Below are 26,998 nucleotides of genomic sequence, written 5' to 3'. Positions count from 1 at the left end.
CGGGAACGCCACCGGCTTCATGGCGATGGACATCAGCTTCATCGGGTTATCGTCCGCCGCTGCGCGGTTAGAGTGCAGTACACCGCACCTGCGGGCACGACCGGACGGCCGCACACCCTGCAGGTGAAGCTGTCGTCGCAGGCATGCGTTTTGTAGTAACCCTTTTGATATTGCTTGCGTTTATTCTTCCAATTCATAGGAATTCCTCCTGAAAAGTCGATATTTTTCGTCTTTTGGGGAGGTGGTTTACGGATTCCTGTACAGCCGACCTCCCGGTCAGCGCACAAGCTCCAGTTTACCGAATTTGTTCAAAAAGCAATGCTCCTTTAATTATTTATCCTTGAGTGCGTCCTTTACCTTATCCCAGAAGCTCTTGCGCTTTACCTGATTCTCGTCTGTGGACGTTTCCTCGAACTCACGCAGCAGCTTTTTCTGCTTTTCGGACAGGTTCTTCGGCACCTCGATGTTTACGCGGACATACTGGTCGCCGCGACCGCGGCCGTTGACATTCTGAATGCCCTTGCCGCGCATGCGGAACGTCGTGCCGGTCTGCGTGCCTTCCGGAATCTTGTACTCGATGCGGCCGTCGATGGTCGGCACCTGCAGCGTATCGCCGAGTGCGGCCTGTGCGAACGAAATCGGAATATCGACATGTACATCCGAGCCGTTGCGGGTAAAGATCGGATGCGGACGGATGGCAACCGTTACGAACAGATCGCCTGCGGGACCGCCGTTCACGCCTGCATTGCCCTGACCGCGCTGCTGGATGGACTGACCATCGTCGATACCTGCCGGAATGTTGACCTTGAACTTGCGGGTCTTGCGGACACGACCCTGACCGCCGCACTTCGGGCACGGCTTCTTGATGATCTTGCCGGTGCCGCGGCAGTTCGGGCAGGCGCCCTGCGTCTGGAACATGCCGAGCGGCGTGCGCTGGGTCTGCGTTACCACACCGGTGCCGCGGCAGTTCGGACAGGTCTCTGCCGTGGTACCCTTTGCGGCACCCGTGCCGCCGCAGTCGTCACAGGATTCGATGCGCTCGACCGTGATCTCCTTTTCACAGCCGAATGCGGCTTCCTCGAAGGACAGGATCACCGTCTGACGGATGGATTCGCCGCGCTGCGGTGCATTACGGCGGGACGACCGTCCGCCGCCAAAGCCGCCGCCGAAGAACGAACCGAACAGGTCGCCCAGATCGCCCATATCAAAGCCGCCGCCGAAGCCACCGGCACCGGCACCGCCGCCGTAGCTCGGGTCAACGCCGGCAAAGCCGAACTGATCGTACTTAGCGCGCTTCTCCTTGTCGGACAGCACTTCGTACGCTTCGTTTGCTTCCTTGAACTTATCCGCAGCCTCCGGATTATCTTTGTTGAGGTCCGGGTGGTACTTGCGCGCCAGCTTGCGGTATGCCTTTTTCAGCTCATCATCACTTGCGCCCTTCTGTACGCCGAGCACTTCATAATAATCTCTTTTATCAGCCATAAAAAATCATCCTATACACAGGGATAGGCGCACCGAAGCGCGCCTTCTCTTAGTGAGGAGATAGGCGTGAGGAGACAGGAGTTTTGATACCGTGCAATCTCGCTGCACTCTGCCGAAAACCGGCAGCCATAACTCCTAACTCCTACTTCCTAACTCCTATCTGTTATTACTTGTTGTCGTCGTCCTTGACCTCGGTGAAGTCAGCGTCTACGAAGTCGCCCTGCTGACCGCCCTGAGCGCCTGCACCCTGAGCGCCGCCCATGTTCGGGTCGCCCTGCGGTGCCTGCTGCTGATAGATCTTGCCGGCCAGATCGGAGAACTTCTTGGACAGACCCTCGGTTGCAGCCTTGATCATATCGGTATCGGTGCCCTTGAGTGCTTCCTTAACCTTTTCAATCTCAGCCTGAACGCCTGCCTTCTCATCTGCGGACAGCTTGTCGCCCAGATCGGTCAGTGCCTTCTCGGACTGGAATACCAGCTGCTCAGCGTTGTTGCGAACCTCAACTGCTTCCTTGTTCTTCTTATCCTGCTCAGCGTACTGCTCAGCCTCGTGCATAGCCTTGTCGATCTCATCCTGAGACAGATTGGTGGATGCAGTGATGGTGATCTTCTGCTCCTTGCCGGTGCCGAGATCCTTTGCGGATACGTTTACGATGCCGTTTGCGTCGATATCGAAGGTAACTTCGATCTGAGGAATGCCGCGCGGTGCCGGAGCGATGCCGTCGAGGGTGAAGCGGCCGAGGGTCTTGTTGCCTGCAGCCATCTCGCGCTCGCCCTGCAGAACATGGATCTCAACCGACGGCTGGTTGTCAGCTGCGGTGGAGAAGGTCTGGCTCTTCTTGGTCGGGATGGTGGTGTTGCGGTCGATCAGCTTGGTGCATACGCCGCCGAGGGTCTCAATGCCGAGGGACAGCGGAGTTACGTCGAGCAGCAGTACGTCCTTGACCTCGCCGCCAAGTACGCCGCCCTGGATGGATGCGCCGATTGCTACGCACTCGTCCGGATTGATGCCCTTGAATCCTTCCTTGCCGGTGATGCCCTTAACAGCCTCCTGTACAGCCGGGATACGGGTGGAACCACCGACCAGCAGGACCTTAGACAGGTCGGAAGCGGACAGACCAGCGTCGCTCATTGCCTGACGAACCGGGCCCATGGTGCGCTCTACGAGGTCTGCGGTCAGCTCATTGAACTTTGCACGGGTCAGGGTCAGCTCGAGGTGCTTCGGACCGGTAGCGTCAGCCGTGATATACGGCTGGTTGATGGAGGTCTGGCTCATGCCGGACAGCTCGATCTTTGCCTTCTCAGCAGCTTCCTTCAGGCGCTGCATAGCCATACGGTCGTTCGACAGGTCAATGCCGTTAGACTTCTTGAACTCGTCAACCATCCAGTCGATGATGCGCTGGTCGAAGTCATCACCGCCGAGGTGGGTATCACCTGCGGTGGACAGAACCTCCAGAACGCCCTCGCCGATGTCCAGAACGGATACATCGAACGTACCGCCGCCGAGGTCGTATACCATGATCTTCTGCTCGGATTCCTTATCTACACCGTAAGCCAGTGCAGCAGCGGTCGGCTCGTTGATGATACGCAGAACTTCCAGACCTGCAATCTTGCCGGCATCCTTGGTAGCCTGACGCTGCGAGTCGGAGAAGTAAGCCGGAACGGTGATGACCGCCTGATTTACCGGCTGGCCGAGGTATGCTTCTGCGTCAGCCTTCAGCTTCTGCAGGATCATAGCGGAAATCTCCTGCGGGGAGTACGGCTTGCCGTCGATGTTTACGCGGTAGTCAGTGCCCATGTGGCGCTTGATGGAAATAATGGTGCGGTCTGCGTTGGTTACAGCCTGGCGCTTAGCGACCTGACCGATCATACGCTCGCCGTCCTTAGAAAATGCAACAACAGACGGAGTGGTGCGCGCACCCTCAGCGTTAGGGATGACTACGGCTTCGCCGCCCTCCATAACAGATACACAAGAGTTCGTCGTACCAAGGTCAATACCAATGATCTTACCCATAATAAATACACTCCTTAAATGATAGGATTTTGTTTACTTTAATTAGTAGTTAGTAATCAGTTTGCAACCTTCACCATCGCATGGCGAATAACCTTATCGCCAATCTGGAAGCCCTGCTGGAAAGTTTCCGCGATGACATTCTCACCGAGGGTTTCATCCTCAACGTGCATAACCGCGTTGTGGAAGTTCGGATCGAATGCGGTGCCTGCAGCAGCGTCGATGACGGTGACGTTAATGCCCTTGAGGCTTTCGGTCAGCTGCGTCATGGTCAGCTCGACACCCTTTTTATATTCGGTGTCGGCAGTCTCTGCCTTGAGCGCCCGCTCGAGGTTATCGTAGGTCGGCAGCAGTGCGGTTACGGCGCGGCTGACGGCATCGGTGTACGCCTGCTCGCGCTCGCGCTGGCTGCGCTTGCGGAAGTTATCGTACTCCGCCGCCATGCGGAGATAACGGTCGTTCAGGTCGTTATACTTGGCTTCCCAGTCCGTCGCGGGCTTCGCTTCAGCCTTGGCGGTCTCCTCTGCGGGAGCCTCGGTCTTTACCTGCTCCTGCTCTTCCGCCTCCGGCTTTGTCTTTTTGCTCATGTCGTTTTGTGCCTCCGTTTACAGGAAATCAGTGATTTCCGTCTTTTTCATCTAAAAATGTCTCGGCGATCAGTTTGTTCAGCCCTTTTGCGAAGCGGCTGAGCTGTGCGGACAGCTTGGCGTAATCCATGCGGGTCGGACCCACGATGCCGATCGCGCCCTGGCCGATCTTGCCGATATCGTATTTTGCGTAGATCGCCGAGGTTTCACTCAGCGGGTTTTCGCCGTTTTCCGGTCCGATGAAGAACTGGATGCCGTCGATCTTGCAGGTGGCCGGCAGCAGGTGCTTGCGGTCATCCTCCATGTAATCGAGCAGCGTCTGCGCCTTTTTCGTATCGCGGTACTCCGGAAAACGAAGCAGCTTGCTGGCACCGTCGAGGTAAACCTTCTGGTCGCTCAGCTCGGTGATCAGCTCTGCGATGTACTCGGCTACCGGAGCGAGCAGCGCGGTCAATCCCGCGGCGCGGCGCACAATGTCGAATCGCTCGGCGGTGATGCTCGAGAGCGGCAGTCCGGTCAGCGTCTGGTTGAGTACATAGGTGAGCAGCTCGGCCTCATCCTTGGAGACCTCAGCCACCGTGCGGACCATTTTGTTCTTGACCGTGCCCGAATCCGTAACTACTACGATTACGAAATTCATCTTATCGACTGCGATGATCTCAAACTGCCGGATGGCGATCTGCGTCATGGCCGGTGTGATAGCAACCGACGCGTAATTCGTCAGACTGGTGAGCAGCTTGCCGGCCTCCTGAATGAGGTGGTCAAGCTCGCGTACCTTGGTAAGCACGCTGTTCTGCAGTGCGTTTCCGTCCTCCGCATTGTCGGCCGGACGCTCCATCAGTTCATCCACATACAGTCGATAACCCTGCGGTGAGGGGATTCGTCCCGCAGAGGTGTGCGGCTTTTCGAGGTAGCCCATGTCCTCCAGTTCACTCATCTCATTGCGGATGGTGGCGGACGAGAACGGCAGCTCGTGTCCCTCGGTCAATGCCTTGGAGCCAACCGGTTCAGCCGTGCGGATGTAATCGCCGATGATGGCTTTGAGTATTTGCTTTTTACGTTCCGAAAGCTCCACCGAAGCAGACTCCTTTCTTTCGGTTGTTAGCACTCCATCTCCCCGAGTGCTAAACTTAATTTACCACCACATACGGACAAAGTCAAGTGCTGTTTGTGAACAATTTATGAAATGATGGTCGGAATTTTATCACACTCGTCTGCCGAGTGCTGAAATGCCAATTTTCACCGTATGAAAAATGCTCTGATTTGGTCGTTTTTCCTTGCGTTCGCGTCCACGCAGTGATAGAATTACTATGAGAGAGACAGGCAATCGTTCGATTGCCGTAGAGAGAAAATCCGCTCTATAAAAAGGAGAACAAACATGAAGGAAATCAAAGTTGGCATCGTTGGTTTGGGCCGCCTCGGTTCGGTGCACGCGCAGAATCTCGCGTTCAAGATTCCCGGCTGCAAGCTGGTCGCTGCCTGCTCGCTCGTGCAGAAGGAGCTGGACTGGGCAAAGGACTACCTCAAGGTAGAGTACACCACCACGGACTACAAGAAAATGGTTGACGAGGCAGACATCGAAGCTGTCGTTATCGTCTCCTCCTCTCCGGAGCACTGCTGGATGATCGAGTACGCGCTCGATGCAGGCAAGCACGTCTTCACCGACAAGCCGCTCGGCTGCTCGCTTGAGGAGTGCAAGCGCGCTGAGGCTGCCGTTGAACGTCACCCGGACAAGATCTTCTTCCTTGGCTTTATGCGCCGCTACGATCCGTCCTATGCGGATGCAAAGGCACAGATCAACGCAGGCCGCATCGGCAAGCCGTATCTGGTAAAGGCTACCGGTCTGGACCCGGAAGCACTGGTCGAGAGCTGCATCAAGTTCTCCAAGACCTCGGGCGGTATCTTCATTGACGCGGCTTCGCACGACATTGACCTGATGCGCTGGTTCCTCGGCGGTGAGGTTACCGAGGTTTACGCCGCGGGCACCAACTTCAAGCACCCCGAGTTTGCCGAGAACGGTGACACCGAGACCGGCATGGCAATGCTCAAGTTTGACAATGGCACGGTCGCTTTCCTGCACGTTGGCCGCACTGCACCGCACGGCTACCACACCGAGACCGAAATCGTCGGCACCGAGGCGCATATCCGCGTTGCCGGTGTACCGTGGAAGGACCGCGTTATGGTATACGACCAGTACGGCGCCCGTCAGGAGATCATCGAGAACTTCCCGCAGCGTTTCGCAGAAGCATACCTGTTGGAAATGGTCGACTTCATCGACTGCATCCAGAACGACCGCAAGCCCGAGCTGACCGTTTACGACGGCACCAAGGCTACCCTCGTTACCTACGCGATTACGGATTCGTTCCACTCCGGCAAGCCGGTTCAGGTACAGTATTAATATATTGTAAAATCGCACAAAAGCAGAGCCGAAAGGCTCTGCTTTTTCTTGCACATTTCCATCTTCTCTGCTATGATAATGGAAAGGAGGTAGAGTCTATGACGAATGCTAACCCTAATGCTCCCGCGTACCGCTGGCTGCTGCTGTTCTGGCTGTTCAATGCTCTGAATGTGCTGTTCAGCGTGATCGACCTGCCGGTCGTATTGTTCAGCGGTGAAGCCGGTCAAATCACGTTATCTAATATTCTCGCACTCGCTGCCGCAGTCGCACAGTTTTATCCGTTCTATCAGCTCGGCAAGCTGTCCGACCGTCTGCACCGCGCCTTCACTGTCAACATTATCAGCGTCTGCGCAGCCGTTGTCGGACTGATCTCGCTTCTGATCGCGCTGACCGACCGACCGCCCTATAACTCTGCCGCGGTCATCGCGGTGATGAGTCTGGTAGTCATGGCGGGCGTGATTTGCCTGTACGTTTCCCAGTTCTTTCTGTATACCGGATTGGAGGCGCTTCGCGCGGAACGCGGCTATGATTATCCGTCCCGCCTGATCCGACTGTGCTTTTTCGTGCCGCTGATCTGCGATATTGCCGCCGTCCTGCTGGACAGCGCGCTCAAAACCTCGATTTCGCTCTTTTCTAAGTGTTTCTGCCTGATCGTGCTCGGACTGTTCGTCCGCGCCGCTCGCAAGAGCGAGATTGCATAACTGCGGCACGAGATCATGTCGCCCATAAGATATCAAATACTTCTGCAAACGCGAAAAAAGACCGCCTAAGCGGTCCTTTTTCTTTTATATGAGAGATTATTGGTAGAGAGCAGGTTTATCCATCATCTCAATCGGCAGGAACTGATTCGTGCCGCGGGAACGGTTGAGCGTGTCTGCTGCAACGCAGGCAGCGTAGCCGTCCCATGCGGACGGACCATCCGGCTCACCCTTCTCCTCGAGGGTCTTGACCCAATGGGTCAGCTCAATGTCATAGGCTTCAATAAAGCGGTCCTTCCAGTCGGTCAGGATCGGGAACGAACGGGTCGCGTTCGATCGCTTGACAACCGCATACGGATCAGGCAGGTTGACTGTGCCCTTCTCGCAGACGACCTGACACTGGATGTCGTAACCGTAAGCGTCCGCAACCTGAACCTCTACGTCGATGCGCGCACCGGACTGGGTTTCCAGCAGCACGATCTGCGGGTTGTCATAACCCTTGGTAGAGCACGCAGACTGGCGCACCTTGAGCACCTGACCGCTCTTATACTCGTCACCGAGCAGCCAACGACAGATATCCAGCTCATGGATTGCAACGTTGGAAACGCCCATCTCGGTCTGGAAGCCATCCGGCTGAGATACGTTGCGGTGGCACGCGTGAATCATCAGCGGTGCACCCAGCTCGCCGGAGTCGATGATGCGCTTCATCTCGGCATAGCCGCGGTCATAATGGCGCATAAAGCCGACCTGCACCAGACGCTTGCCGTGTGCGATTTCTGCGGCGATGATCTTCTCGCAGTCCTCTGCGTTCTGCGCCAGCGGCTTCTCGCAGAACACCTGCTTGCCCGCTTTGAGAGCCTCGAGCACATAGCCTGCGTGGCTCGGGTCGGACGAGGTGATAACGACCGCCTGCACCTCCGGTGCTGCGATCAGCTCCTCGCCGGTCTTGTATGCCTTCATGCCTTCATACTGCGCTGCAACCTTAATCGCAGCTTCTTCAAAATAGTCTGCACAGGCAACAACCTGACAGCCCGGAACAATGTCCGTCAGGCGTCGAATGTGATCGCGGCCAATTGCGCCGCAGCCAATAACACCAATATTCAGCATGCTGATCCTCTCCTTTTAACAGCAAGAATAATCACTTAAAATCTCGTTAATACACGCGGATTCCCGCGTTTTTTCACACTTTTTTCTTCATTGCATACATTGTACCGCAATCCCGCCGTCACGGTCAACCGTCCCATCAAAACATTGGTAGCCTGCCTAAAAAAGCACCGCAAATTTATGGCAAAATGAAGTCTCAAAAGCAGATGACAGCGCATTTTTGATTGTGCACTGTGCGTAGTTATGCTTGACGTCAGCGCTGCTCTCCCCTATACTTTGAAGTAGAAAAGGAGAATGTGTCAATGGCAGTTACCATACAAAAAATTGCAGAGCTGTCCGGTGTGTCGCGCGGCACGGTGGACCGTGTGCTGCACGGACGCCCCAACGTCAATCCGATGATACGCGAAAAAGTTGTCCGTGCCGCAGAAAAACTCGGCTACCAGCCTCCAGTGCCGCCGAAATCGGCAGATTGCAGGCAAGCGGCTATTCTCATTCCTCAATGGACGGACGGGCACTTCAACCGGCAGATCGTCAGCGGCATTCGCAAGGCGCTGCGCTATATCGCCGATCCGGCGTTTATACTGACCGAGCAGCCGCTGCGTACCATGACCATGCAGGAGCTGCTCCGCGCGATGGACGAGCAGATTCGTTCCGGCGTGGACGGACTCATCATCCGTGCCGAGAACACGCCGGAGGTCCGCGCCGCCATCGAGCAGGCAGTGCAGCAAGGCGTGACCGTCATCACCTATGATGCCGATGTGCCGCACAGCGGCCGTCTGTGCCATGCCGGACAGGATCTTGTCCGCGCGGGCGCTATCGCCGCCGGTGTCATGGCGCGGCTCATCCGACCGCCCGAGCACGTTCTCATTGTCACCGGCAACCTGCGTATGGAAGCACACAAGGGCCGCGTGGACGGCTTCTGCCGTCGGCTGCTCGAGCTGGGCTTCTCCGAAGATGCCTACCGCGTGATTGAAACCAATGAAATGCCTGAACTCACCGGCGAACTCGTCGCGCAGGCGCTTCAGGCCGACAGTCGCCTGCACGCCGTCTATATGGCCTGCCAGCCGCTCTCCGGCTGCATCGCGGGCATCCGAAAAGCGCGGCGCACCACCCGGCCGCATATCGTCTGCAACGACCTCACGCCCACCGCGAAGCGGTATCTGCGGGACGGCACGGTGGATTTCGTGATCGGTCAGTCATTCTCGCAGGAGTCGTTCCACGCCGTGCTGGCGATGTATCAAATGCTGCTGCGCGGCGTGAAGCCGAAGCGTGAGCTGTATTATACCGATCTGCGGTTGATCACGCAGGAAATGCTGTAAACTGCGTTCAGAGTGGGGAGTTGAGAGCGGAGAATTTGTAACGATTTTCGTCCATTTGCATCTATTGATAGGAAATCCTACCATCTGACCGAACAAATTGTGCGGCGCTGACACGCCGCACTTTCACCCGATAGACCTCCAGGCCGCCGAGCCTGCCGCGCGTGCGGCACGTTCCCGCCGTCCGCAGACGGCAACTCCGCCGTTCCGCAAATCGAAAAAGGGTTTTCCACAACAAAAAAGAGCCGCTTTACAGCGACTCTTTTTTTGTTTGATATGCGTGGACTGATTACTTAGCAGCCAGACGGCGAGCCTTAGCAGCCATGCGCTCACGAGTAACGTCGAGCAGTACGGCGCCGATGATAACCAGGCCGAGTACGAGGTTCTGTACTGCCGAAGAAACGGACAGCAGGGAGAAGCCGTTACGCAGAACAGCGATGATCAGCGCGCCGAGCATGGTACCAACCATGGTGCCCTTGCCGCCCATGAAGGATGCGCCGCCGATGATGCAGGCTGCGATTGCGTCGGTATCGTACGGCTGGATTGCATTAACGCCGTTGCAGATACCGGAACGACCGATGGAAACGATACCAGCCAGAGCTGCCATGAAACCGGACAGGGTGTAGCAGAAGGTCAGCACGTTAGCGGAGTTGATACCGGACAGACGAGCTGCTTCCGGGTTGCCGCCTACACAGTAGATGGAACGGCCCAGAGCGGTCTTGGTGAGCAGGATGTGCATGATGATGTAGATAACGATTACTACGATGAAGGATACCGGGAAGCCGCCAAGGGTCTTGGAGCCCAGCCACATAACTGCATCGTTACCGGAGAAGGATACCATCTGAGAGTTGGTGATGATCAGCGCACCGCCCCACAGTACGTTCTTCATACCGAGGGTAGATACGAACGGATGCGGCAGGTGCAGACGGGTAAGAAGCATACCGTTGATCCAGCCGATCAGGGTGCCGCCGACGATTGCGACGAGCAGAAGAATGACCGGATTGGTCATGCCCTTGTTAACCAGCATACCGGCAAGGCAGGCAGCGAACGTTGCGTTCGCACCTACGGACAGGTCGATACCGGCAGTGATCAGGCAGAGCAGCATACCGGTGGATACCAGTGCGTTGAACGAGGTCTGCTTGAGAACAGACATCATGTTGGAATACTTAAAGAAGTTCGGCGAAGCGATCGCCAGAACTACACAAAGGATTACCAGTGCGCCAAAAGTACCAGCATAAGACATCAAACTGCTGGATTTCTTCGATTTAGTCATCTAATTTACCTCCCCAAGCTGCCTTCATAAGGTCTTCCTGATTGAAATGTTCGCTGTCACGGTCTACTTCGGCCATTACTTCGCCGCCGCGCATTACGATTACGCGGTCGGACATGCCGAGGATCTCAGGCATTTCCGAAGATACCATGATAACGCACTTGCCCTGCTTGACAAGGCTGTTCATTACATTGTACACCTCGACCTTTGCGCCGACGTCGATACCACGGGTCGGTTCGTCAAAGATAAAGATCTCTGCATCCGTGTTGACCCACTTGCCGATTACGACCTTCTGCTGGTTACCACCGGACAGCTGGCCTACGATCTCGTCGATCGACGGGGTCTTGATGCGCAGCGACGCAATGTTCTGCTCGCCTGCCTCGAGAATCTTCTTTTCGTTGAGGAACAAGCCGGACGAGAAGCCCTTCATGTTAGCAAGAATCAGGTTGGTGCGAATGGTCTGAGCCAGTACCAGACCCTGTCCCTTACGGTCCTCGGTGAGGAACGCGATGCCATGCTTGATAGCCTGACGCGGAGACTTAATCGATACTTCCTTGCCCTTGATCTTGATCTTGCCGCTGTCGATCGGATCTGCGCCGAAAATCGCGCGCATGATCTCGGTACGGCCGGCGCCGACCAGACCTGCAAAGCCCAGAATCTGTCCGCCGTATGCCTTGAAGGATACATTGTTCAGGACGCCTGCCTCAACAACGCTGTCAACCTCAAGCATCGGCTCCTTGGACTTGGTGCCGAATTCCTTCGGGAACTGATTATCCAGCGAACGACCTACCATTGCGGTGATCAGGGAGTCATTATCCCACTGATCGATCGGCTTGGTTGCGATGAACTCACCGTCACGGATAACCTCAACGCGGTCGCACAGCTCGAACAGCTCCTCCAGCTTATGGGATACAAAGACGATGCCGATGCCGCGTGCCTTCAGTTCACGGCACGTCTTCATCAGCTGCTCAACCTCTTTCTCGCCCAGAGAGGAGGTCGGCTCGTCCATAATAATCATTTTTGCGTTGATCAGAACCGCCTTTGCGATCTCGATCATCTGCTGTACGCCCATACCAAAGTTACCTGCCGGCTTGGTCGGATCTACGTCCTGACCGAGCGAAGCCATAACTTCCTTTGCCTTTTTGTGCATGGTCGGGTAATCCAGCAGAGTACCCTTTTTAATCCACTTGTTGATGAAAATGTTGTCAGTAATGCTCAGCAGCTTCTCAATGTTAAGCTCCTGATATACGCACGCGATGCCAGCCGCTGCCGAATCGTTCGGGTCCTTAAAATGCTGCTCGACGCCGTCTACGAAGATCTGACCTTCGTCTGCCTGATGTACACCAGTCAGCACCTTGATCAGCGTAGATTTACCTGCGCCGTTCTCACCGATCAGGCCGAGGATCTCGCCCGGCTTGACGGAAAGCTGCATGTTTTTCAGAGCCACTACGCCCGGAAAACGCTTGGTCGCGTTTTTCAGTTCTACTACGTATTCACTCATTTGCATATCACCTTTTCTTCTCCGAGATGAAGTGCGGAACAAAGTAAACTGTTCTCGGTTCAGTTCCCTAAGGAAAAGCCTGCCCAGTGCAAGCTCTTTACCATTTCTTGTCCGCGGGAGCATGTTTGAAAAGAGAACCCCTGCAGAGATTGAAATCGAGCAGGGGTTTCTTCTCGTTCACTTAAATGCTGGAACTAATGGAAAACCACAAGCGTGTGGGATGGGATTGCTTAGCCGATGTAGCCCTTCAGGGTATCCAGGCGCTCCTGAGCGTTATCCTTGTTGACAACGGAGCAACCGGAGTCGATGAACTTCTCCAGCTTCTCACCGTTAACAGCCTTTACAGCAGCCTCAACTGCCTTGTAGCCCATGTCGTATGCTTCCTGAGCAACGGACATGGTCTCCTCGCCAGACAGGATAGCGTTGCAAGCGGACTGGATGCCGTCGAAACCAACGAAGATGGTCTTCTCGTAAGCAGCGTTGCCCTTTGCAGCACGAGCAGCAGCCATAGCCATATCGTCGTTGTTGCAGACGATGATAGCGACGCCTTTCGGATGGTTCTGCATGATTGCTTCCATCGAGGTAGCAGCCTTATCAGCAACAGCGTCAGCGTACTGGATCTCGTCCTTCAGGAACTCGCCGCCAGCCTCGGTAACGCCCTTCTCATAACCGGTCAGACGAGCGGTAGCAGTGCCGTCGCCCTGTACACCGGAAATTGCGATTGCCTGAACCTTATCCCAGCCAGCAGCCTTAGCAGCCTCAACAGCAGCCTTGCCGCCCATTGCAGCAGCATCCTCGTTGCCGGTGCCTACGAAGGACAGAACCTCAGGTGCATCGATGTTGGTATCAACTGCAACGATCGGTGCGGTCTGGCCAGCGATCAGGGTCTTAACGAGGTCAGCCTGCAGCGGAGCGATAACGAATGCATCGTATGCGCCGGAGTTCAGGTCGGTCTCGATCATATTCTGCTGCTCGTCGTAAGCGGTCTCGGAGGTAGCGCCCTTAACCTCAACCTTTACGTCCGGGTTGTCCTTGGAGTAAGCCTCAGCGCCAGCCTTAACGTAGCTCCAGTACTCGGAAGCAGTCGTCTTCAGGATAACGTCAACAGAGCAGCCGGAACCGCTCTGCGCCTTATCGCCGCCGGTCTTGTCGTCCGTAGACGGGGTGGAAGAACCGCCGCCGCAAGCTGCAAGGCTTGCAACCATAGCGCCGGTCATCAGCATAGCAAGTAATCTCTTCTTCATGATAAAACCTCTCTCCTTTTTTATGCGGAGCAAACAGTCTCTCAGGTTGTCTGCTCTGCGGTCGGTTCCCACTGCTGTGGGACTTAGGAACGCTCCAACGTTCTGGTAATATTTTAATGCAATAATATCGTTTTGGCAACCCTTCGTTGTTATTTTTGTAAGAGGTGGTGATTTTCACACATTCCGTTTTGTGCACATTCACAAATTCCTGCTGTGACATTCGAAAACCCGACTCCGTGCATTGTGCATTTTTATTTTCTTACGGCATTTTTCCTATAAAATCATGGAAATTTCATGGTCGTTTTGGGCACATTTTGGAGACATCTCTTGCCACCAAAGGTTACAATGTGGTAAAATTACAGTATCCTAATGAGAGAAGGAATACGACAATGAAGCTTGCTATCAAAACCTGCACGCTGGATATGCCCTATGAGCAGATGCTCGACTTCTGCGTGGAGCAGAAAATTGCCGCTATTGAAATCGGCACCGGCAACTGGTCGGGTGCGCCGCACTGTGACCTCGACCTTCTGGTAAGCGACAAGACCGCCCGTGAAAAGTGGTATGACGCCATGCGTAAAAAGGGGCTGGAGCTGTGCGCGCTCAACTGCTCGGGCAACCCGCTCGCGTATGAAAAGGACATGGATGTAACCAAGAAAACCTTCGAGCTGGCGCATCAGCTCGGAGTAAAGAAGATCGTTATGATGAGCGGTCTGCCGGTCGGCTGCGAGGGCGATAAAACGCCGGTGTGGATCACGACCTCGTGGCCGCCCGAGACGCAGGACATTCTGGATTACCAGTGGAATCAGGTTGCGATTCCCGCATGGAAAAACCTTGTTAAGCTGGCGGAGGATTGCGGAATCGAGCGAATCGCGCTCGAAAACCACGGTATGCAGCTGGTTTACAACCCGGAAACGCTGCTCCGTCTGCGTGAGGCTGTCGGTCCGATGATCGGCATGAACCTCGATCCGTCCCACCTGTTCTGGATGGGTGGCGATCCGATCGAAGCGGCCCGCGTGCTCGGTGAGCACGGCGCGATTTACCATATTCACGGCAAGGATTCGCGGCCGGAGCGCCGCTACTGGCAGCCGAACGGCATGCTGGATACCAAGCCGATCGACGCATTTGCCCGACGCTCGTGGAACTATGTTGCCGTCGGCGCGGGACACGATGCCAAGTGGTGGAAGGAGTTTTTCTCGGTTGTCCGCATGTCGGGCTACAACGAGGAGATTTCCCTTGAAATGGAAGATTTGACACTCTCCATGCTCGACGGCCATCTCGCCAGTCTGCAGGTGCTGCGCGAAGCGCTCAATATTAATTAAATCTTATATCTATAATAACAGGTGCTGTAATTTACGCTTACAGCACCTGCTTTCTTTATTATATTAAGTCTTAGCGTTCCTTAAGAGAAATATAAGGCTCCGTAGGCTGCACGCAGCGGTACGCCGGACGGATGATCTTATCCGTGTTGATCAGCTCTTCCAAGCGGTGGGCGCTCCAGCCGACGATACGCGCCATCGCGAACACCGGCGTGTACAATTCCGGCGGCAAACCCAGCATGGAATACACAAAACCTGAGTAAAAATCAACATTTGCGGACACACCCTTATAGATGTGGCGTTCCTGCGCGATAACCCGAGGCGCCACCTCCTCGACCATGGTGTACAGCGCGAAATCCGCGTCTCTGCCCTTCTCGTGCGCCAGCTGACCGACGAAGGATTTGAATACCTGCGCACGCGGATCCGAAATCGAGTACACGGCGTGGCCCATGCCGTAAATGAGTCCCTTCTGATCAAATGCCTCACGACGCAGCAGCTTGACAAGGTAATCCGCAACCGCCTGCTCATCCGTGGTATCCGACACGTTTTTCTTCATATCCTCGAACATCTGCACGACCTTGTAGTTCGCTCCGCCGTGCTTCGGGCCTTTCAGTGAACCGAGCGCCGCCGAAATAGCCGAATAGGTATCCGTGCCGGAGGACGTGACAACGTGTGTTGTGAACGACGAGTTGTTGCCGCCGCCGTGCTCCATGTGCAGCACAAGCGCCAGATCGAGCACGCTGGCCTCGAGCGGCGTGTACTGCATATCCGGGCGCAGCATGCGCAGGAAGTTGGACGCAGTAGACAGACTGTCCGACGGGTAGTGAATGTACATGCTGCCGCCGCACTCATAGTGATTGTATGCGTGATAGGAATACACAGCCAGCATCGGAAAGACCGAAATCAGCATCAGGCACTGCCGCAGCACGTTCGGCAGACTGATATCATCCGCGTTGCTGTCGTAGGATGCCAGCGTGAGCACACTGCGCGACAGGCTGTTCATCATGTCATGCGTCGGCGCTTTCATAATGACATCGCGCGTGAAATTGGTCGGCAGCGTGCGTCCCTGTGCCAGCAGAGCCTTGAAATCGCCCAGACTCTTGGCATCCGGCAGCTCACCGAACAGCAGCAGGTAGGCAACCTCCTCATACCCCTTGCGGCCGTCGCGGATAAAGCCCTGCACCAGATCCTGAATGCGAATGCCGCGGTAGTACAGCTCGCCCTCACAGGGCACGATTTCGCCGCCTATCTCCTTGCGGGAGATAATGTCCGAAATGTTAGTCAGACCGGCCAGTACGCCCTGTCCATTGATGTCGCGCAGACCGCGCTTGACATCGTACTTGCGGTACAGCGCCGGATCAATGCGGCTGTTCGAGCGGCAGAGCGCCGCCAGCGCTTCCACGCGCGGCGTGACCTGTAAAATATCGTGTTCCGGTGTCATGATGATTCCTCCCTTTTACTGTATTGTGTGATATATTTATTATATCAGAATCCACTCGCGTTTACATGACATTTTTGCACAGTTCCGTTAATAATTCGTAAATTTTTTCGCATATCTCAGCAGTTACACCGGATATGCCCACAAATTTGATAAATTTATGCATAAAAAGGCACAATGAGTTTCTCATTGTGCCTCAGCGTGTCGAAAAAGCAATATTCGATTTTTATGCTTCGTGCGGCAGCACGCATTCAATCGAATTTGCTTTGCAAATTCATAAATTCCGGGAGCATGTATCTCGGAATTTATACAAGGGAAGAAAAAATGTGTCCGTAGGACGCGGTTTTTCTTCGAGATTCGCTCGAAAGCGTGGTTCGAGCGAGAGGCTGTTCGGAAAACGAAGTTTTTCGACAGCCTCAGGCACAATGAGTTTCTCATTGTGCCTTTTCGGACTCTGCAATTTTTGTTTAGCGGATAACCATACGGATCAGCGGATAAAGTTCATCATCGTGCGCGGACGGCTTTCCGGCGGCTCGATTCCGGCCTTGTCGATCACCTTGAGCATCCATGCCATGTTGCGGCCCAGCTTTTCGATGACCTCAACGCCCTCGATATCCTGCACAGCCTCGCCCTTGTCTGCGCCGTGTACGGCGTTCCAGTAGTCCGAGGTGACGAGAACCATTTCCATGGTGTTGATCGTACCGAGCAGCTGCTGATAGGTCTCCATGCCGCCCGAACGGCGCAGCGTACACAGCGCCGCACCGACCTTGTGCTTCAGCTGATTATCGCCGCAGCCTGCCGCCAGAATCAGACGGTCGAGCACACACTTCATGCCGCCCGCAATGCCGCCGTGGTACACCGGAGATGCGAGCACGATGCCGTCCGCCTCAATGCACTTGGCGATGATTTCATTTACACCGTCGTCGTCCTGCACGCAGCGCAGCGTGCCGTTGTCCAGGCAGTGATAGCACGCCATGCACGGATGCACCTTCGCCCCCGGCTGACATACCTCAAACTCGATGCCCTCCTGCTCGAGCACCTTGCCGAGCACCTCGAGCATCTGCGCACAGTTGCCGCCCTTGCGCGGCGAGCCGTTGATTGCTACAACTTTCATATCCTTTTCCTCCGTGTTTTCTCTATTTTCAGTGCGCGTCCGCACCTTTTTGACTTACAAATGCTTCTGATTTTCCAATCGATACAGGCGCATGACCACCAGCGTATGATTCAGCTGCGGCCCCATCAGCAGGATCATGCTGACGATATACAGCCACAGCATCAGTACGATAATCGCCGCCAGAGAGCCGTACAGCACAGAATACCGCGCCATATTGTCCACATAAAACGAAAATCCAAGCGAGACCAGAATCCACGCTACCAGCGAGAACAGCGCCCCCGGCCACACTTCGCGGAACCTAAGGTGCAGATTGGGCACGACCTTATTGAACAGCATGAGGAACACGAAAATAAACGCGATCATCACCCAGAAGCTGGCATCGTGCAGTCCGTCCATCACAGCCGGCGGCACCGACAGATATTTCGGTACAACGCGGATGATGGTTCGTCCGGCGACGACAAGCACAAAGCTGCACACAACCGAAACAAGAAAGCCCGCCGTAATACCGAACGAAATGAGCACGTCCTTGACCATGCCGCGCGAGATTTCAACGTGGTAAATATCGTTGACCGTGCGCATCATTGAGCGCACCGCACGGGACAGGAAATACAGCGTCAGACCCAGACCGACGATCATCGGGCTGAACGACGGCGTGCTGGTCAGCTGCTGAATATAGCCGCCTATGAGCTGCTGCAGACTTTTCGGCAGCATTTCCAGCACCGGCTGCATCCCCTCGATTGACAGGTCAAGCTGTGCGAGCATGGAGTTGACGAACATCAGCAGCGGGAACATGGAAAACAGCAGAAAATACGAAAGCTCTGCCGCAGACTGCGGAATGCCGTCATCAAAAAAGCGGTAAACCATGCGCTTGATCAGATATAGCCATCGGTTTTGACCGTTCATTGCGTCCCTCCCCTGTGTCGGTAGATTTTGCTGTACTTATCATATCAGCTTTTTATCAAATTTACAACTTGCGTTTTGGCTTCATCTATTGTATACTGATAAAAATAGAACATTTGTTCTGATTGGAGGGTGTGTCATGGCGGATCTGCGTCCGGTGACCTGCTGCTTTTCCGGCTACCGAATTGAAAAAATGCCGTTCCGGAACGAGGACTGTCCCGCTGCGCGCGAGTTGTTCGCCGCACTCGATGCTGCGGTCGCAGAGGCCGCCGCTGACGGCTATACACGGTTTCTCTCCGGCATGTCCACCGGCTTTGATCTGTGGGCCGCCGAAGCTGTTCTGCGCGCGCGCGCCGCACTCCCGGTGCAGCTGCTGTGTGCTGTGCCGTTCGACGGACAGGCCGATCGGTTTCCGCTCGAGTGGAAGCGCCGGTTCAACCGCTGCCTGCTCGCCGCAGATAAGGTATACGCGCTCTCGCGGAGCTATCACGCCGGGTGCTTTGCCGCGCGCAACCGGTTTATGGTGGATGCATCGTCAAGGCTTATCTGTTACTATGATGGACGGTCGGGCGGTACGGCGCAGACCGTACATATGGCCGAGCAGAGCGGGCTGAAAATTGTAAATCTCGCGGACGGGCAGCTGTCGCTGCTGTAAAAAGGACTGACCGATGGGTCAGTCCTTTTTGTTTTCTGTCAGCGATTGCATAATTGAGAATGGAGAATGGAAAATGGGCGTGACGGTATGCCGTAATGCCATGCACGTTAAACCATTTGCAAACGCACAAAACATTATACCGTTACGTTAATTCTCAATTCTCCATTTTCAATTCTCAATTATTACAGATTTCATCCAGCTGATTGAGAATCTCACTGCCGTTTTTCAAATCATGCACCCAGCCGTTGCCGTTGTACACAAAATTAAGTTCACCGATATTAAGGAAGGTCGGCGTGTCATTATACACCGCGATGATTTCGTAGCTGACCTTATCCATCGAAAAACTGCTCTGTGAACGCGGCACACGTTTGGCCTGCACCTGTGTCAGCGCTTCGCGCAGAGCCGTTTGATCGACCTGCTCGGTCAGTTCGGTCATATCCGCGCCATTGACGCGCCAGATACGCACGTTCCAGAAGCCGTCCATGTCCGGCATAGGTGCATACGGAATAAGCCAAATCACCGCTCCGACGCAAACCAGCACGCCCGCCAATACAAATGCGATTCGTTTTTTCATGCCGATCCCTCCCTTTTATTGTTCATCAAGCAGCGCGAGGAGTTTCTCGCCGCCGGACAGCTTATGTACCCACGGTGACATACTTTCTGTGACCTCATACGCATAGCTCGGTTCACCGAGGCTGAAACATACGGTTTTACCGCCGTATACCACCTGAATCTGATAGCAGTCTGCGCTGATGGCGCGATGATAACTCGGCAGACGGAGTGCTCTGATTTGCGGCAACAGTTCGCGTATTGCGTCCGTATCAGCCTGTTCTGTGATGTCCTCAGCCGTATCTCCCGCATGAACATGGAGTACCAGCACGTCCACAATCTCTGCTGTATCCGGCATTGGCGTGTACGGTACAAGCCAAACCGCTGCTCCCACACAAATCAGCACACTTATCAATGCAAATACTATCCTTCGTTTCATCGCTATCCCTCCCCTTTGTTGTAGTAGCTGTCCGCCAGCAACGTGAGCAATTCCTCACCGCCGGACACCTTGTGCATCCACAGCGTAGGACGCATTATACCGTCATACACATAATCCGGTCCACCCGGTTCGCCGAGATTGATACACATAGTTTTATCCCAGTATTTCACCTCAACGACAAAACTGTCTTCCTGTATCCCCTCAAGCCGCAGACTCGGTATACGACGTGCCCGAATATGCGTAAGCAGTTCGCGTACGGTATCTGTATCAACCCGCTCGGTGAAATCATCAGCGTATTCTCCCCTGTCAAGCTGATACACCCGCATTTCCGTGATATTCACCGTATCCGGTATCGGCGAATACGGCACAAGCCAATATGCCCATCCAAAAATCAGAATACCTGCAATAACAGCTATAATCTTCCGTTTCATACGCTTTCCCTCCCCACTGAAAAAGCAAAATCCGCCGACATGATTGAATTTTCACGTCGGCGGATTCCTTACTTATGCAATTATGTGTGTGCTGAAATTACTTCAGGCCAGCGGTGATGATCGCCATCTGGTAAACCTCGTCAGCGTTGCAGCCGCGGGACAGATCGTTGATCGGCGCGTTCAGACCCTGCAGGATCGGGCCGTAAGCAGCGTAGCCGCCCAGACGCTGAGCGATCTTGTAGCCGATATTGCCAGCCTCGATAGACGGGAAAATGAAGGTGTTAGCCTGGCCTGCAACCGGAGAGCCCTTGCACTTGGTAGCAGCAACAACCGGGGATACGGCAGCGTCAAACTGCAGCTCGCCGTCGATTGCCAGCTCCGGGTTCATCTCCTTAGCGTACTCGGTAGCCTCGCGGGACAGAGCAACCGTACCGCCCTTGCCGGAGCCCTTGGTAGAGAAGGACAGAACAGCAACCTTCGGGTCGATGCCGAAAGCCTTAGCGGTGTTAGCGGTCTCGATTGCAACCTCAGCCAGCTTCTGGCTGCCCTTCAGGGTTACGTTGCCTTCCTTGTCAACAGAATCCGGATAGTCGATGTTGATCGCGCAGTCGCCCATAGCCAGCTTCTCCTCTACGCCGTCCTTCTCGCGGACCAGAATAAAGCAGGAGCTTACGAGGTGTGCGCCCGGCTTGGTCTTGATCAGCTGCAGAGCCGGACGAACGGTGTCAGCGGTGGAGTAGGTAGCGCCGCCGAGCAGAGCGTCAGCCTTGCCCATCTTAACGAGCATGGTGCCGAAGTAGTTGCCCTTGGACAGTGCAGCGCGGCAGTCTTCCTCGCTCATCTTGCCCTTGCGGAGCTCTACCATCTTAGCTACCATAGCGTCCATCTCCGGGTAGGTAGCCGGGTCGATGATCTCCATGCCCTCGATATCGAAGCCGCCCTTTGCAGCAGCAGCCTTTACCTCGTCAACATTGCCGACCAGAATGGAATCCATCAGGCCGTCCTTCTTCAGGCGTGCAGCCGCTTCGAGGATACGAGCGTCCGGGCCTTCGGTGAATACGATCTTGCGCTTGTCAGCCTTGAGTGCTGCAATCAGATTTTCAAACATATTGCATTCTCCTTCGTTTTCAATCGTCTGTATGCAGTGTGACGCTGCAAACAGGCATTCTCTTGAATTTATTATACACCCTTTCCCCCTATTCCCACAAGAGGGAATTTCTGATGGACACAAAACGCTTTCTCGGTTCCATATCACAAGGCGAACGTGAAATTTATCGAATCTCCGGCCCATGCAAAATATTTCGTCGGTATATTTGACCGGGACCGCGGGGAAAATCCAGATAGTATCCTCATAGTGACGACCAACAGGAGGGAATTTTATGCAGACAAAAGTTGAGATCTGCGGTGTGAATACATCGGGACTGCCGGTACTCTCCGCCAAAAAGACGGACGAGCTTTTGAAAAAATCCGCTGCCGGAGACAAGCAGGCACGCGATGAGCTGATTCGCGGCAATCTGCGGCTGGTGCTCAGCGTCGTTCAGCGGTTTCAGGGGCGCGGCGAATCGCCGGACGACCTGTTTCAGGTCGGGTGCATCGGCCTGATGAAAGCCATCGACAATTTTAATACCGAACTCGGCGTGCGCTTCTCCACCTACGCCGTACCGATGATCATCGGCGAAATCCGCCGCTACCTGCGCGACAACAGTGCCATGCGGGTCTCACGCAGCCTGCGCGACACGGCGTACCGCGCTCTGCAGGCCAAGGAGGCGTTCATCCGCGAGCACCAGCGTGAGCCGGACATCATGGAACTGGCCAAGCTGATGGACGTGCCGAAAGAGGAGGTCGTGTTCGCGCTCGACGCGATACTCGACCCGGTGTCGCTGTTCGAGCCGGTGTTCCACGACGGCACGGACACGGTCTGCGTGATGGATCAGGTCGGTGACACCAAAAACACGGACGACAACTGGCTGGCCGGTATTGCTCTGCGGGACGCTATGCGCAGCCTGAACGACCGCGAGCGCCGTATCATCCGGCTGCGGTTTTTCGAGGGACGCACCCAGATGGAGGTGGCACGCGAAATACACCTTTCGCCAAACAAAAGGAAGGAAGATTCCGGTCCTTTTCTTACTATATATAATGTACGAGCGGTAGAAAACGCGAGGATAGCATATCAAAATGATAGGAGAATTTTCCTTTTACCTATACTGCATACGCTGAATGCACTCAATCGATTGTGTCAGCTGACGGAATCGCTCTGAGAAGAATTTTTTGTATGCCGCACAGTAAATATTCTGCCCGATTACGCCGTTCGGCAGGATATCTCGGTCACGGCGGCAGCCGTTGCGGCACAAACCGAACCACTGACAGGTCTTGCACTCCTCCGGTACGGCAAGCGACTGCCGAACGAATCTTTTTGCAGTCTCGCTGTTCTGCATATCAGCCAGACCAGTTTCTCCGATGTTTCCCAGCCGCCATTCATCCAACACATAAAAATCACAAGGATACACACCGCCGTCGCCCTCCACAACGAACTGCACCGAGCAGCAGCCTGCCATATTACAGGCTTCCGGCCGCTCCCCCAGAAGGATGGACAGCCAGTTGTCCAGATGGCGGATGCTGATATACTCGCCGTGCCGAAGGTCGTCGAACCACAGGTCGAACAGCCGTACAAGGAAATCACTGTAACCGTCTGCGGTCAGCGTATAGCATGGCTCACCATCTGCCCGATCAAACGGATCGATGCACGGAATAAACTGCAGCCATCTGAAATTCTGTTTACGGTAAAACCGGTACAACTTTTCGACCGAACGTGCATTCTGTCCGGTTACGACACACAGAATATTAAACGCAACATTGTGTTTTTTCAGCAGCCGCACAGATTTCATAACTCGATTGAACGTATCCTTTCCCTGCACATCTGTGCGATTGCGGTTATGCAGCTCTGGCGGTCCATCCAGCGACAATCCCACCAGAAAATGATTTTCCGCAAAAAACGCGGCCCATTCCTCATCAATCGTGTAGCCGTTGGTCTGTATGGCATTACGAATTTCCACACCCGGTTTGGCATACTGCTTTTGCAGTACCACCACCTGACGGTAAAAGTCCAGGCCTGCAAGCGTTGGCTCACCGCCTTGGAATGCAAAGGAGCAGATATGCTCGGCATATTCCATGCCCGCCTGTATCACCTTTTCGATTGATTCGATTGAAAGCATTCCCTCGAACTCCTGCTCCCGGTGTGCCGCAACATCCTTGTAAAAGCAATACTGGCATGCCATGTTACATGCAGACGATGCAGGCTTGATCAGAATATTGATCGGCGGCATAATCACCCCTCCTCCGCTTTTATTTTAACAGAAAACGATAAATATTGCACGCGCTGAGCACCATCACCAGCAGCATGGAACCTTCAAACAGCAGGGTTGCCTGCCGGTCGCTCAGACGTTTATTGATGCGTCCTCCGGCTTCGCTGCCCAGTACACCGCACAGCACCATACCGCACAGCAGAATAATAGATAATGTCGGAATACTGCCTGTCACCGCCGTAGTAATGATGCCGACGCTCTGGCTGATGAGGATAATGTACAGGCTGTTCTGTGCCGCCACCTTGGTCGGCATAGAGAAAAAGAAGAACAACACCGCCATATTAAACGGTCCGCCGCCAATACCGAGAAAGGTTCCCAGCATGCCCAATCCCAGTCCAATCAGCACGCAGACCGCCGGATTGCGCACTTGAAGCATGGTTAATCGGTCCTTGCGGATAGTATAGAGCAGCGTGGCAAACGTCGCGGTACACAACAGCGCCGCCTGTATACCGCCTGCGGTATCCGCATTTAAAAACAGACCGGCCACAGCAGAAAACATCTGTTTTCCTGCCATACCGCCAACAGCCGCACCGATTGCCAACGGTGTTGAAATCGACAGATCAATCTGCGACTCGTGCTGCACCAGCGATTTACCAACCGACCAGCACGTCATGCCAAGAACCGTACACCCAGACAGAAAATTGATTTCTGTCACCTGCATAATACCGAGCGCATCCAGTGCAGGCTTGATGATCACGCCTCCGCCCATACCGCATATTTTACCGATGATACAAGCGCCGAACGCTACCAGAAAACAAATACTCTGCACCTGATCACACCCTTAGTCCTTCGCCGTCTGACGATTTGCCGCACAGGCAGTTGTCCACGTTTTCTGCGCCGGCGGATAATGATCCACCATGTACGACAGCCTACGGCGCGCCTGTTCGATCTGCTCTCGATAAGTTTCATCTGCAATGCGGTTTTCACGCTCCTGCGGATCGCGTTTCAGGTCGTAGAATTCCTCATACGGCATCTCATCCAGCTTATAGCCGAGATATTTGATGTACTTGCTGTTCTCGGTGATGATAGTCTGCCACGCATTGCTTCGGCAGCCGTCTGCGCCGCGCCAATATGGTGTTGAAGTGATGGAAACGCCGTCGATACGCTCCTCGGTAAAGTCGCTTTCGCTAAAGCAAAAATCACGGACGCGCTCTTGTTCCCCACGCAGCACCGGCAGCAGTGAACGGCTCGGAATAATATCGTTATACGCCGGCCAGCTTCTGCTGAGCACCCGCTGTGCATCCAATCCTGCATAATCGAGTACAGTTGCTGCAATGTCGGAAATTTCAACCGGTGCGGTGTTTTCACCAACAGGCGCTGCACCCGGCAGACGCACCGCCAGCGGAATACCAACCGACTGCTTCCACGGCACACCTTTCTGAATCATGAAGTGATCGCCCAGCATATCACCATGATCCGAGGTAAATACGATCAGCGTATCGTCCAGCATGCCTCGCTCTCGCAGCACATCCAGTGTTTCACCTATCTGATCGTCGATCAACCGAATCATCGCCTTTGCAGAACGGCGCTGACGATACAGACTCTCCTTGTCCTCATCCGAAATAATCTGTCCTTCCGGCAGGATAAAATCATCCTCCCGCTCAAGTGGAAACATATCCAGATACCGCTGCGGTGCGTCATACGGCTTGTGCGGTCCGCAGAAGGACACCATCATGTAGAACGGCAGCTCCGCCGGATGCGCGCGAAGCTGCTCGCGTGCCACCCGTCCAGTTACCACATCAATGTAATCCTCCTCATCGAACGGCCACGGCAGCGCCTTATCATAGTTGTGGTTCGCTACATCGCCGTTTTTGCCGCCGCTCTGCGAGAAAAAGTCTCGTACCTGCTCGAGCATGCCCTTCTTCGCCAGATAATCGCCGTAGAAGCAGTAGTTGGAAACCACCTGCTGCTTGCCTGCGGTCTCCCAGATGAAATCATAACCGTAGGACTTCTCGTCCGGTTCTCCTGCCACCGGGTCCATGCCGCAGCCTCTCGGCGTCGACCACGGATAGGTCTGATTATAATGGAACTTGCCGATGCCGTAGGTCTTGTAGCCTGCACCCTGCAGGGCCTGCATAAATGTCGGTATCTGCGGGAACAGATCACCTGCCATGGTCAGCGTGCCAATCTGGCGCGGATATCGTCCCGTGATAAGCGAGGTACGCGCCGGAGAACAGATAGGATTGGTTGTATTGCAGCAAGTAAAATGGGCATGCTGTGCAATCCAGTCGATATTCGGCGTGGAAACACAGCTGTCCGCGGCATAACCCACATAATCTGTGCGCTGCTGATCAGTCATAAACAACAGAATATTACGCGGCATATTTTACACTCCTTTACGGAAATATCCCCTCATACTGTTTTCCCCTTGATACCAAAACGATATCAAGGGGAAAGAAGAGAGATTGAGTGAATCGGTTTTTATTATGACATTACCACCATTTGATCAAGTCGGTGACCTTGTTGCGAAGCTCGACAAATTCCGGTGAAACAACGTCACGCGGAAGCGGCAGCGGATTGTCCAGCACGGTTTTCACCGAGGTTGGCTTGTTGGTCAGCACCATAATCTTCTGGCTGAGGTATACGGCTTCCTCAATGTTGTGAGTGATAAACAGTACGGTCGTACCCGTCTTTTTCCACAGCTTGATCAGCTCGTCCTCCAGCTTGAAGCGCAGGTCTATATCCAACTGACCATACGGCTCATCCATCAGAAGCAGCTCCGGTTTGGTTGCAAATGCACGCGCGATAGCAACGCGCTGCAGCATGCTGATGGAAAGCTGACTGGGATAGTAATTGCGGAATTTGGTCAAACCGACAATATCCAGCATTTCCTCTACATTGGCATCCGCCTCTGCCTTGGGCATTTTCTTGATCTCCAGACCGAAGCGGATATTCTGCTCCACAGTCAACCACGGGAAGGAGGAATACTCCTGAAAAATATAGGATATATTTTGCTTTTTCGGATTGACCGGAATGCCGTTTACCAGAATGTCGCCTGCCGTCGGCTCATACAGGCGGGTCAGACTGTTCAGAAAAGTAGTTTTGCCGCAGCCGGTCGGACCGACGATGCACAGGAACTCGCCTTCCTCTACTTCAAAGTTCAAATTATCCAGCACCAGAAGGTCACCGAACCTCTTGGTCAGGTTCTGCACTTTTACCTTAGGCTCTTTGTTTGCCATTGTC

At 54.5% G+C, this 26,998-nt stretch carries 26 protein-coding genes; 6 read left to right on the top strand and 20 right to left on the bottom strand.

All coding sequences use genetic code 11. From position 1 onward, the window contains the following. Nucleotides 1-38 precede the first annotated feature (38 nt). The 5 genes from DW088_RS16735 to hrcA form a co-directional block, all read right to left on the bottom strand. Nucleotides 39-197, bottom strand: coding sequence for a hypothetical protein (locus DW088_RS16735; protein ID WP_442861178.1), 159 nt, complete (start codon nt 195-197; stop codon nt 39-41). Nucleotides 198-330: 133 nt separating this feature from the next. Further along, complete coding sequence (dnaJ, locus tag DW088_RS07735; protein ID WP_118360297.1) at nt 331-1,482, bottom strand: molecular chaperone DnaJ; 1,152 nt, start codon at nt 1,480-1,482, stop codon at nt 331-333. Nucleotides 1,483-1,648: 166 nt separating this feature from the next. Continuing rightward, nucleotides 1,649-3,496, bottom strand: coding sequence for a molecular chaperone DnaK (dnaK, locus tag DW088_RS07730; RefSeq protein ID WP_118360296.1), 1,848 nt, complete (start codon nt 3,494-3,496; stop codon nt 1,649-1,651). A gap of 56 nt (nt 3,497-3,552) precedes the next feature. Then, complete coding sequence (gene grpE / locus DW088_RS07725) at nt 3,553-4,080, bottom strand: nucleotide exchange factor GrpE (protein ID WP_118360295.1); 528 nt, start codon at nt 4,078-4,080, stop codon at nt 3,553-3,555. Between the two features lie 28 nt (nt 4,081-4,108). Beyond that, nucleotides 4,109-5,155, bottom strand: coding sequence for a heat-inducible transcriptional repressor HrcA (hrcA, locus tag DW088_RS07720; protein WP_158574637.1), 1,047 nt, complete (start codon nt 5,153-5,155; stop codon nt 4,109-4,111). A 303-nt stretch (nt 5,156-5,458) separates the two neighbouring features. Here hrcA and DW088_RS07715 point away from each other — a divergent pair, with 303 nt between their 5' ends. After that, nucleotides 5,459-6,478, top strand: a complete 1,020-nt coding sequence (locus DW088_RS07715; RefSeq protein WP_118360293.1) for a Gfo/Idh/MocA family protein — start codon at nt 5,459-5,461, stop codon at nt 6,476-6,478. 98 nt (nt 6,479-6,576) lie between these two features. Continuing rightward, nucleotides 6,577-7,179, top strand: coding sequence for a hypothetical protein (locus tag DW088_RS07710; RefSeq protein WP_118360292.1), 603 nt, complete (start codon nt 6,577-6,579; stop codon nt 7,177-7,179). Nucleotides 7,180-7,275: 96 nt separating this feature from the next. On the opposite strand, the gene DW088_RS07705 is transcribed toward DW088_RS07710, so the two are convergent. Then, nucleotides 7,276-8,283: a Gfo/Idh/MocA family protein gene (locus DW088_RS07705; RefSeq protein WP_118360291.1), complete on the bottom strand. Its 1,008-nt coding sequence runs from the start codon at nt 8,281-8,283 to the stop codon at nt 7,276-7,278. A 299-nt stretch (nt 8,284-8,582) separates the two neighbouring features. On the opposite strand from DW088_RS07705, the gene DW088_RS07700 reads away from it, so the two are divergent. Continuing rightward, a complete protein-coding gene (locus tag DW088_RS07700; protein WP_118360290.1) occupies nt 8,583-9,599 on the top strand; it encodes a LacI family DNA-binding transcriptional regulator in 1,017 nt (338 codons plus the stop codon). Nucleotides 9,600-9,885: 286 nt separating this feature from the next. On the opposite strand, the gene DW088_RS07695 is transcribed toward DW088_RS07700, so the two are convergent. From DW088_RS07695 to DW088_RS07685, 3 genes are all read right to left on the bottom strand, one after another. Continuing rightward, nucleotides 9,886-10,869 carry an ABC transporter permease gene (locus tag DW088_RS07695; RefSeq protein WP_118360289.1) on the bottom strand — a complete coding sequence of 328 codons (984 nt, stop codon included), beginning with the start codon at nt 10,867-10,869 and terminating at the stop codon, nt 9,886-9,888. Continuing rightward, complete coding sequence (locus DW088_RS07690; RefSeq protein ID WP_118360288.1) at nt 10,862-12,367, bottom strand: sugar ABC transporter ATP-binding protein; 1,506 nt, start codon at nt 12,365-12,367, stop codon at nt 10,862-10,864. Before DW088_RS07690 ends, DW088_RS07695 begins: the two co-directional genes overlap by 8 nt. A 230-nt stretch (nt 12,368-12,597) precedes the next feature. Beyond that, nucleotides 12,598-13,611, bottom strand: a complete 1,014-nt coding sequence (locus tag DW088_RS07685; RefSeq protein WP_118360287.1) for a sugar ABC transporter substrate-binding protein — start codon at nt 13,609-13,611, stop codon at nt 12,598-12,600. A 389-nt stretch (nt 13,612-14,000) separates the two neighbouring features. Between DW088_RS07685 and DW088_RS07680 the strand changes: the two genes are divergently transcribed. Further along, complete coding sequence (locus DW088_RS07680) at nt 14,001-14,930, top strand: sugar phosphate isomerase/epimerase family protein (protein ID WP_118360286.1); 930 nt, start codon at nt 14,001-14,003, stop codon at nt 14,928-14,930. Between the two features lie 70 nt (nt 14,931-15,000). Here the strand turns inward: DW088_RS07680 and DW088_RS07675 are convergent, their stop codons facing one another. The 3 genes from DW088_RS07675 to DW088_RS07665 all read right to left on the bottom strand — a co-directional run bounded on the left by DW088_RS07675 (nt 15,001) and on the right by DW088_RS07665 (nt 18,382). After that, complete coding sequence (locus tag DW088_RS07675) at nt 15,001-16,368, bottom strand: citrate/2-methylcitrate synthase (RefSeq protein WP_118360285.1); 1,368 nt, start codon at nt 16,366-16,368, stop codon at nt 15,001-15,003. A gap of 484 nt (nt 16,369-16,852) precedes the next feature. After that, nucleotides 16,853-17,479, bottom strand: a complete 627-nt coding sequence (locus tag DW088_RS07670; RefSeq protein ID WP_118360284.1) for a flavodoxin family protein — start codon at nt 17,477-17,479, stop codon at nt 16,853-16,855. Nucleotides 17,480-17,533: 54 nt separating this feature from the next. Then, nucleotides 17,534-18,382, bottom strand: a complete 849-nt coding sequence (locus DW088_RS07665; protein WP_117489614.1) for a YihY/virulence factor BrkB family protein — start codon at nt 18,380-18,382, stop codon at nt 17,534-17,536. Between the two features lie 136 nt (nt 18,383-18,518). On the opposite strand from DW088_RS07665, the gene DW088_RS07660 reads away from it, so the two are divergent. After that, a complete protein-coding gene (locus DW088_RS07660) occupies nt 18,519-19,034 on the top strand; it encodes an SLOG family protein (RefSeq protein WP_117489612.1) in 516 nt (171 codons plus the stop codon). Nucleotides 19,035-19,209: 175 nt separating this feature from the next. On the opposite strand, the gene DW088_RS07655 is transcribed toward DW088_RS07660, so the two are convergent. The 4 genes from DW088_RS07655 to pta all read right to left on the bottom strand — a co-directional run bounded on the left by DW088_RS07655 (nt 19,210) and on the right by pta (nt 21,561). Continuing rightward, nucleotides 19,210-19,608 (bottom strand): hypothetical protein, encoded by a 399-nt coding sequence (locus tag DW088_RS07655; protein ID WP_118360283.1) that lies wholly within the window; start codon nt 19,606-19,608, stop codon nt 19,210-19,212. Between the two features lie 15 nt (nt 19,609-19,623). Then, the gene (locus tag DW088_RS07650) at nt 19,624-20,022 is read right to left on the bottom strand and encodes a hypothetical protein (RefSeq protein WP_147356554.1); all 399 of its coding nucleotides are present in this window, start codon (nt 20,020-20,022) and stop codon (nt 19,624-19,626) included. Nucleotides 20,023-20,024: 2 nt separating this feature from the next. Then, the gene (locus DW088_RS07645; RefSeq protein ID WP_118360281.1) at nt 20,025-20,453 is read right to left on the bottom strand and encodes a hypothetical protein; all 429 of its coding nucleotides are present in this window, start codon (nt 20,451-20,453) and stop codon (nt 20,025-20,027) included. A 97-nt stretch (nt 20,454-20,550) separates the two neighbouring features. After that, a complete protein-coding gene (pta, locus tag DW088_RS07640; protein WP_110436271.1) occupies nt 20,551-21,561 on the bottom strand; it encodes a phosphate acetyltransferase in 1,011 nt (336 codons plus the stop codon). 271 nt (nt 21,562-21,832) lie between these two features. On the opposite strand from pta, the gene sigG reads away from it, so the two are divergent. Continuing rightward, a complete protein-coding gene (gene sigG / locus DW088_RS07635; RefSeq protein WP_118360280.1) occupies nt 21,833-22,711 on the top strand; it encodes an RNA polymerase sporulation sigma factor SigG in 879 nt (292 codons plus the stop codon). Here the strand turns inward: sigG and DW088_RS07630 are convergent. From DW088_RS07630 to DW088_RS07615, 4 genes are all read right to left on the bottom strand, one after another. Continuing rightward, nucleotides 22,649-23,776, bottom strand: coding sequence for an anaerobic sulfatase maturase (locus DW088_RS07630; RefSeq protein ID WP_118360279.1), 1,128 nt, complete (start codon nt 23,774-23,776; stop codon nt 22,649-22,651). The two genes, sigG and DW088_RS07630, sit on opposite strands and share 63 nt — an antisense overlap. A gap of 19 nt (nt 23,777-23,795) precedes the next feature. Further along, complete coding sequence (locus DW088_RS07625) at nt 23,796-24,584, bottom strand: sulfite exporter TauE/SafE family protein (RefSeq protein ID WP_117489598.1); 789 nt, start codon at nt 24,582-24,584, stop codon at nt 23,796-23,798. A gap of 12 nt (nt 24,585-24,596) precedes the next feature. Further along, complete coding sequence (locus tag DW088_RS07620) at nt 24,597-26,138, bottom strand: sulfatase family protein (RefSeq protein ID WP_118360278.1); 1,542 nt, start codon at nt 26,136-26,138, stop codon at nt 24,597-24,599. 109 nt (nt 26,139-26,247) lie between these two features. Next, entirely contained in the window at nt 26,248-26,994 is a 747-nt protein-coding gene (locus DW088_RS07615) for an ABC transporter ATP-binding protein (RefSeq protein ID WP_118360277.1), read from the bottom strand. Nucleotides 26,995-26,998: the final 4 nt, after the last annotated feature.

Origin of the sequence: Butyricicoccus sp. AM05-1 (assembly GCF_003474415.1) — a bacterium.
Taxonomy (GTDB): Bacteria; Bacillota; Clostridia; order Oscillospirales; family Butyricicoccaceae; genus Agathobaculum; species Agathobaculum butyriciproducens.
Note: the sequence above shows the minus strand (reverse complement) of the source record. Positions and strands in the feature narration are given on the sequence as shown.

Bases quoted from the DNA above. Each gene is read 5' to 3' on its own strand.
- DW088_RS07710 (WP_118360292.1), top strand. From the start codon at position 6,577: ATGACGAATGCTAACCCTAATGCTCCCGCGTACCGCTGGCTGCTGCTG.
- DW088_RS07690 (WP_118360288.1), bottom strand. From the start codon at position 12,367: ATGAGTGAATACGTAGTAGAACTGAAAAACGCGACCAAGCGTTTTCCG.
- DW088_RS07670 (WP_118360284.1), bottom strand. From the start codon at position 17,479: ATGAAAGTTGTAGCAATCAACGGCTCGCCGCGCAAGGGCGGCAACTGT.
- DW088_RS07630 (WP_118360279.1), bottom strand. From the start codon at position 23,776: ATGCCGCCGATCAATATTCTGATCAAGCCTGCATCGTCTGCATGTAAC.
- DW088_RS07685 (WP_118360287.1), bottom strand. From the start codon at position 13,611: ATGAAGAAGAGATTACTTGCTATGCTGATGACCGGCGCTATGGTTGCA.
- DW088_RS07650 (WP_147356554.1), bottom strand. From the start codon at position 20,022: ATGAAACGAAGGATAGTATTTGCATTGATAAGTGTGCTGATTTGTGTG.
- DW088_RS07615 (WP_118360277.1), bottom strand. From the start codon at position 26,994: ATGGCAAACAAAGAGCCTAAGGTAAAAGTGCAGAACCTGACCAAGAGG.
- pta (WP_110436271.1), bottom strand. From the start codon at position 21,561: ATGTTTGAAAATCTGATTGCAGCACTCAAGGCTGACAAGCGCAAGATC.
- DW088_RS07705 (WP_118360291.1), bottom strand. From the start codon at position 8,283: ATGCTGAATATTGGTGTTATTGGCTGCGGCGCAATTGGCCGCGATCAC.
- DW088_RS07665 (WP_117489614.1), bottom strand. From the start codon at position 18,382: ATGAACGGTCAAAACCGATGGCTATATCTGATCAAGCGCATGGTTTAC.
- grpE (WP_118360295.1), bottom strand. From the start codon at position 4,080: ATGAGCAAAAAGACAAAGCCGGAGGCGGAAGAGCAGGAGCAGGTAAAG.
- sigG (WP_118360280.1), top strand. From the start codon at position 21,833: ATGCAGACAAAAGTTGAGATCTGCGGTGTGAATACATCGGGACTGCCG.
- DW088_RS07660 (WP_117489612.1), top strand. From the start codon at position 18,519: ATGGCGGATCTGCGTCCGGTGACCTGCTGCTTTTCCGGCTACCGAATT.
- DW088_RS07715 (WP_118360293.1), top strand. From the start codon at position 5,459: ATGAAGGAAATCAAAGTTGGCATCGTTGGTTTGGGCCGCCTCGGTTCG.
- DW088_RS07620 (WP_118360278.1), bottom strand. From the start codon at position 26,138: ATGCCGCGTAATATTCTGTTGTTTATGACTGATCAGCAGCGCACAGAT.
- DW088_RS07675 (WP_118360285.1), bottom strand. From the start codon at position 16,368: ATGACACCGGAACACGATATTTTACAGGTCACGCCGCGCGTGGAAGCG.
- DW088_RS07695 (WP_118360289.1), bottom strand. From the start codon at position 10,869: ATGACTAAATCGAAGAAATCCAGCAGTTTGATGTCTTATGCTGGTACT.
- DW088_RS07700 (WP_118360290.1), top strand. From the start codon at position 8,583: ATGGCAGTTACCATACAAAAAATTGCAGAGCTGTCCGGTGTGTCGCGC.
- dnaK (WP_118360296.1), bottom strand. From the start codon at position 3,496: ATGGGTAAGATCATTGGTATTGACCTTGGTACGACGAACTCTTGTGTA.
- DW088_RS16735 (WP_442861178.1), bottom strand. From the start codon at position 197: ATGAATTGGAAGAATAAACGCAAGCAATATCAAAAGGGTTACTACAAA.
- DW088_RS07655 (WP_118360283.1), bottom strand. From the start codon at position 19,608: ATGAAAAAACGAATCGCATTTGTATTGGCGGGCGTGCTGGTTTGCGTC.
- DW088_RS07645 (WP_118360281.1), bottom strand. From the start codon at position 20,453: ATGAAACGGAAGATTATAGCTGTTATTGCAGGTATTCTGATTTTTGGA.
- dnaJ (WP_118360297.1), bottom strand. From the start codon at position 1,482: ATGGCTGATAAAAGAGATTATTATGAAGTGCTCGGCGTACAGAAGGGC.
- DW088_RS07680 (WP_118360286.1), top strand. From the start codon at position 14,001: ATGAAGCTTGCTATCAAAACCTGCACGCTGGATATGCCCTATGAGCAG.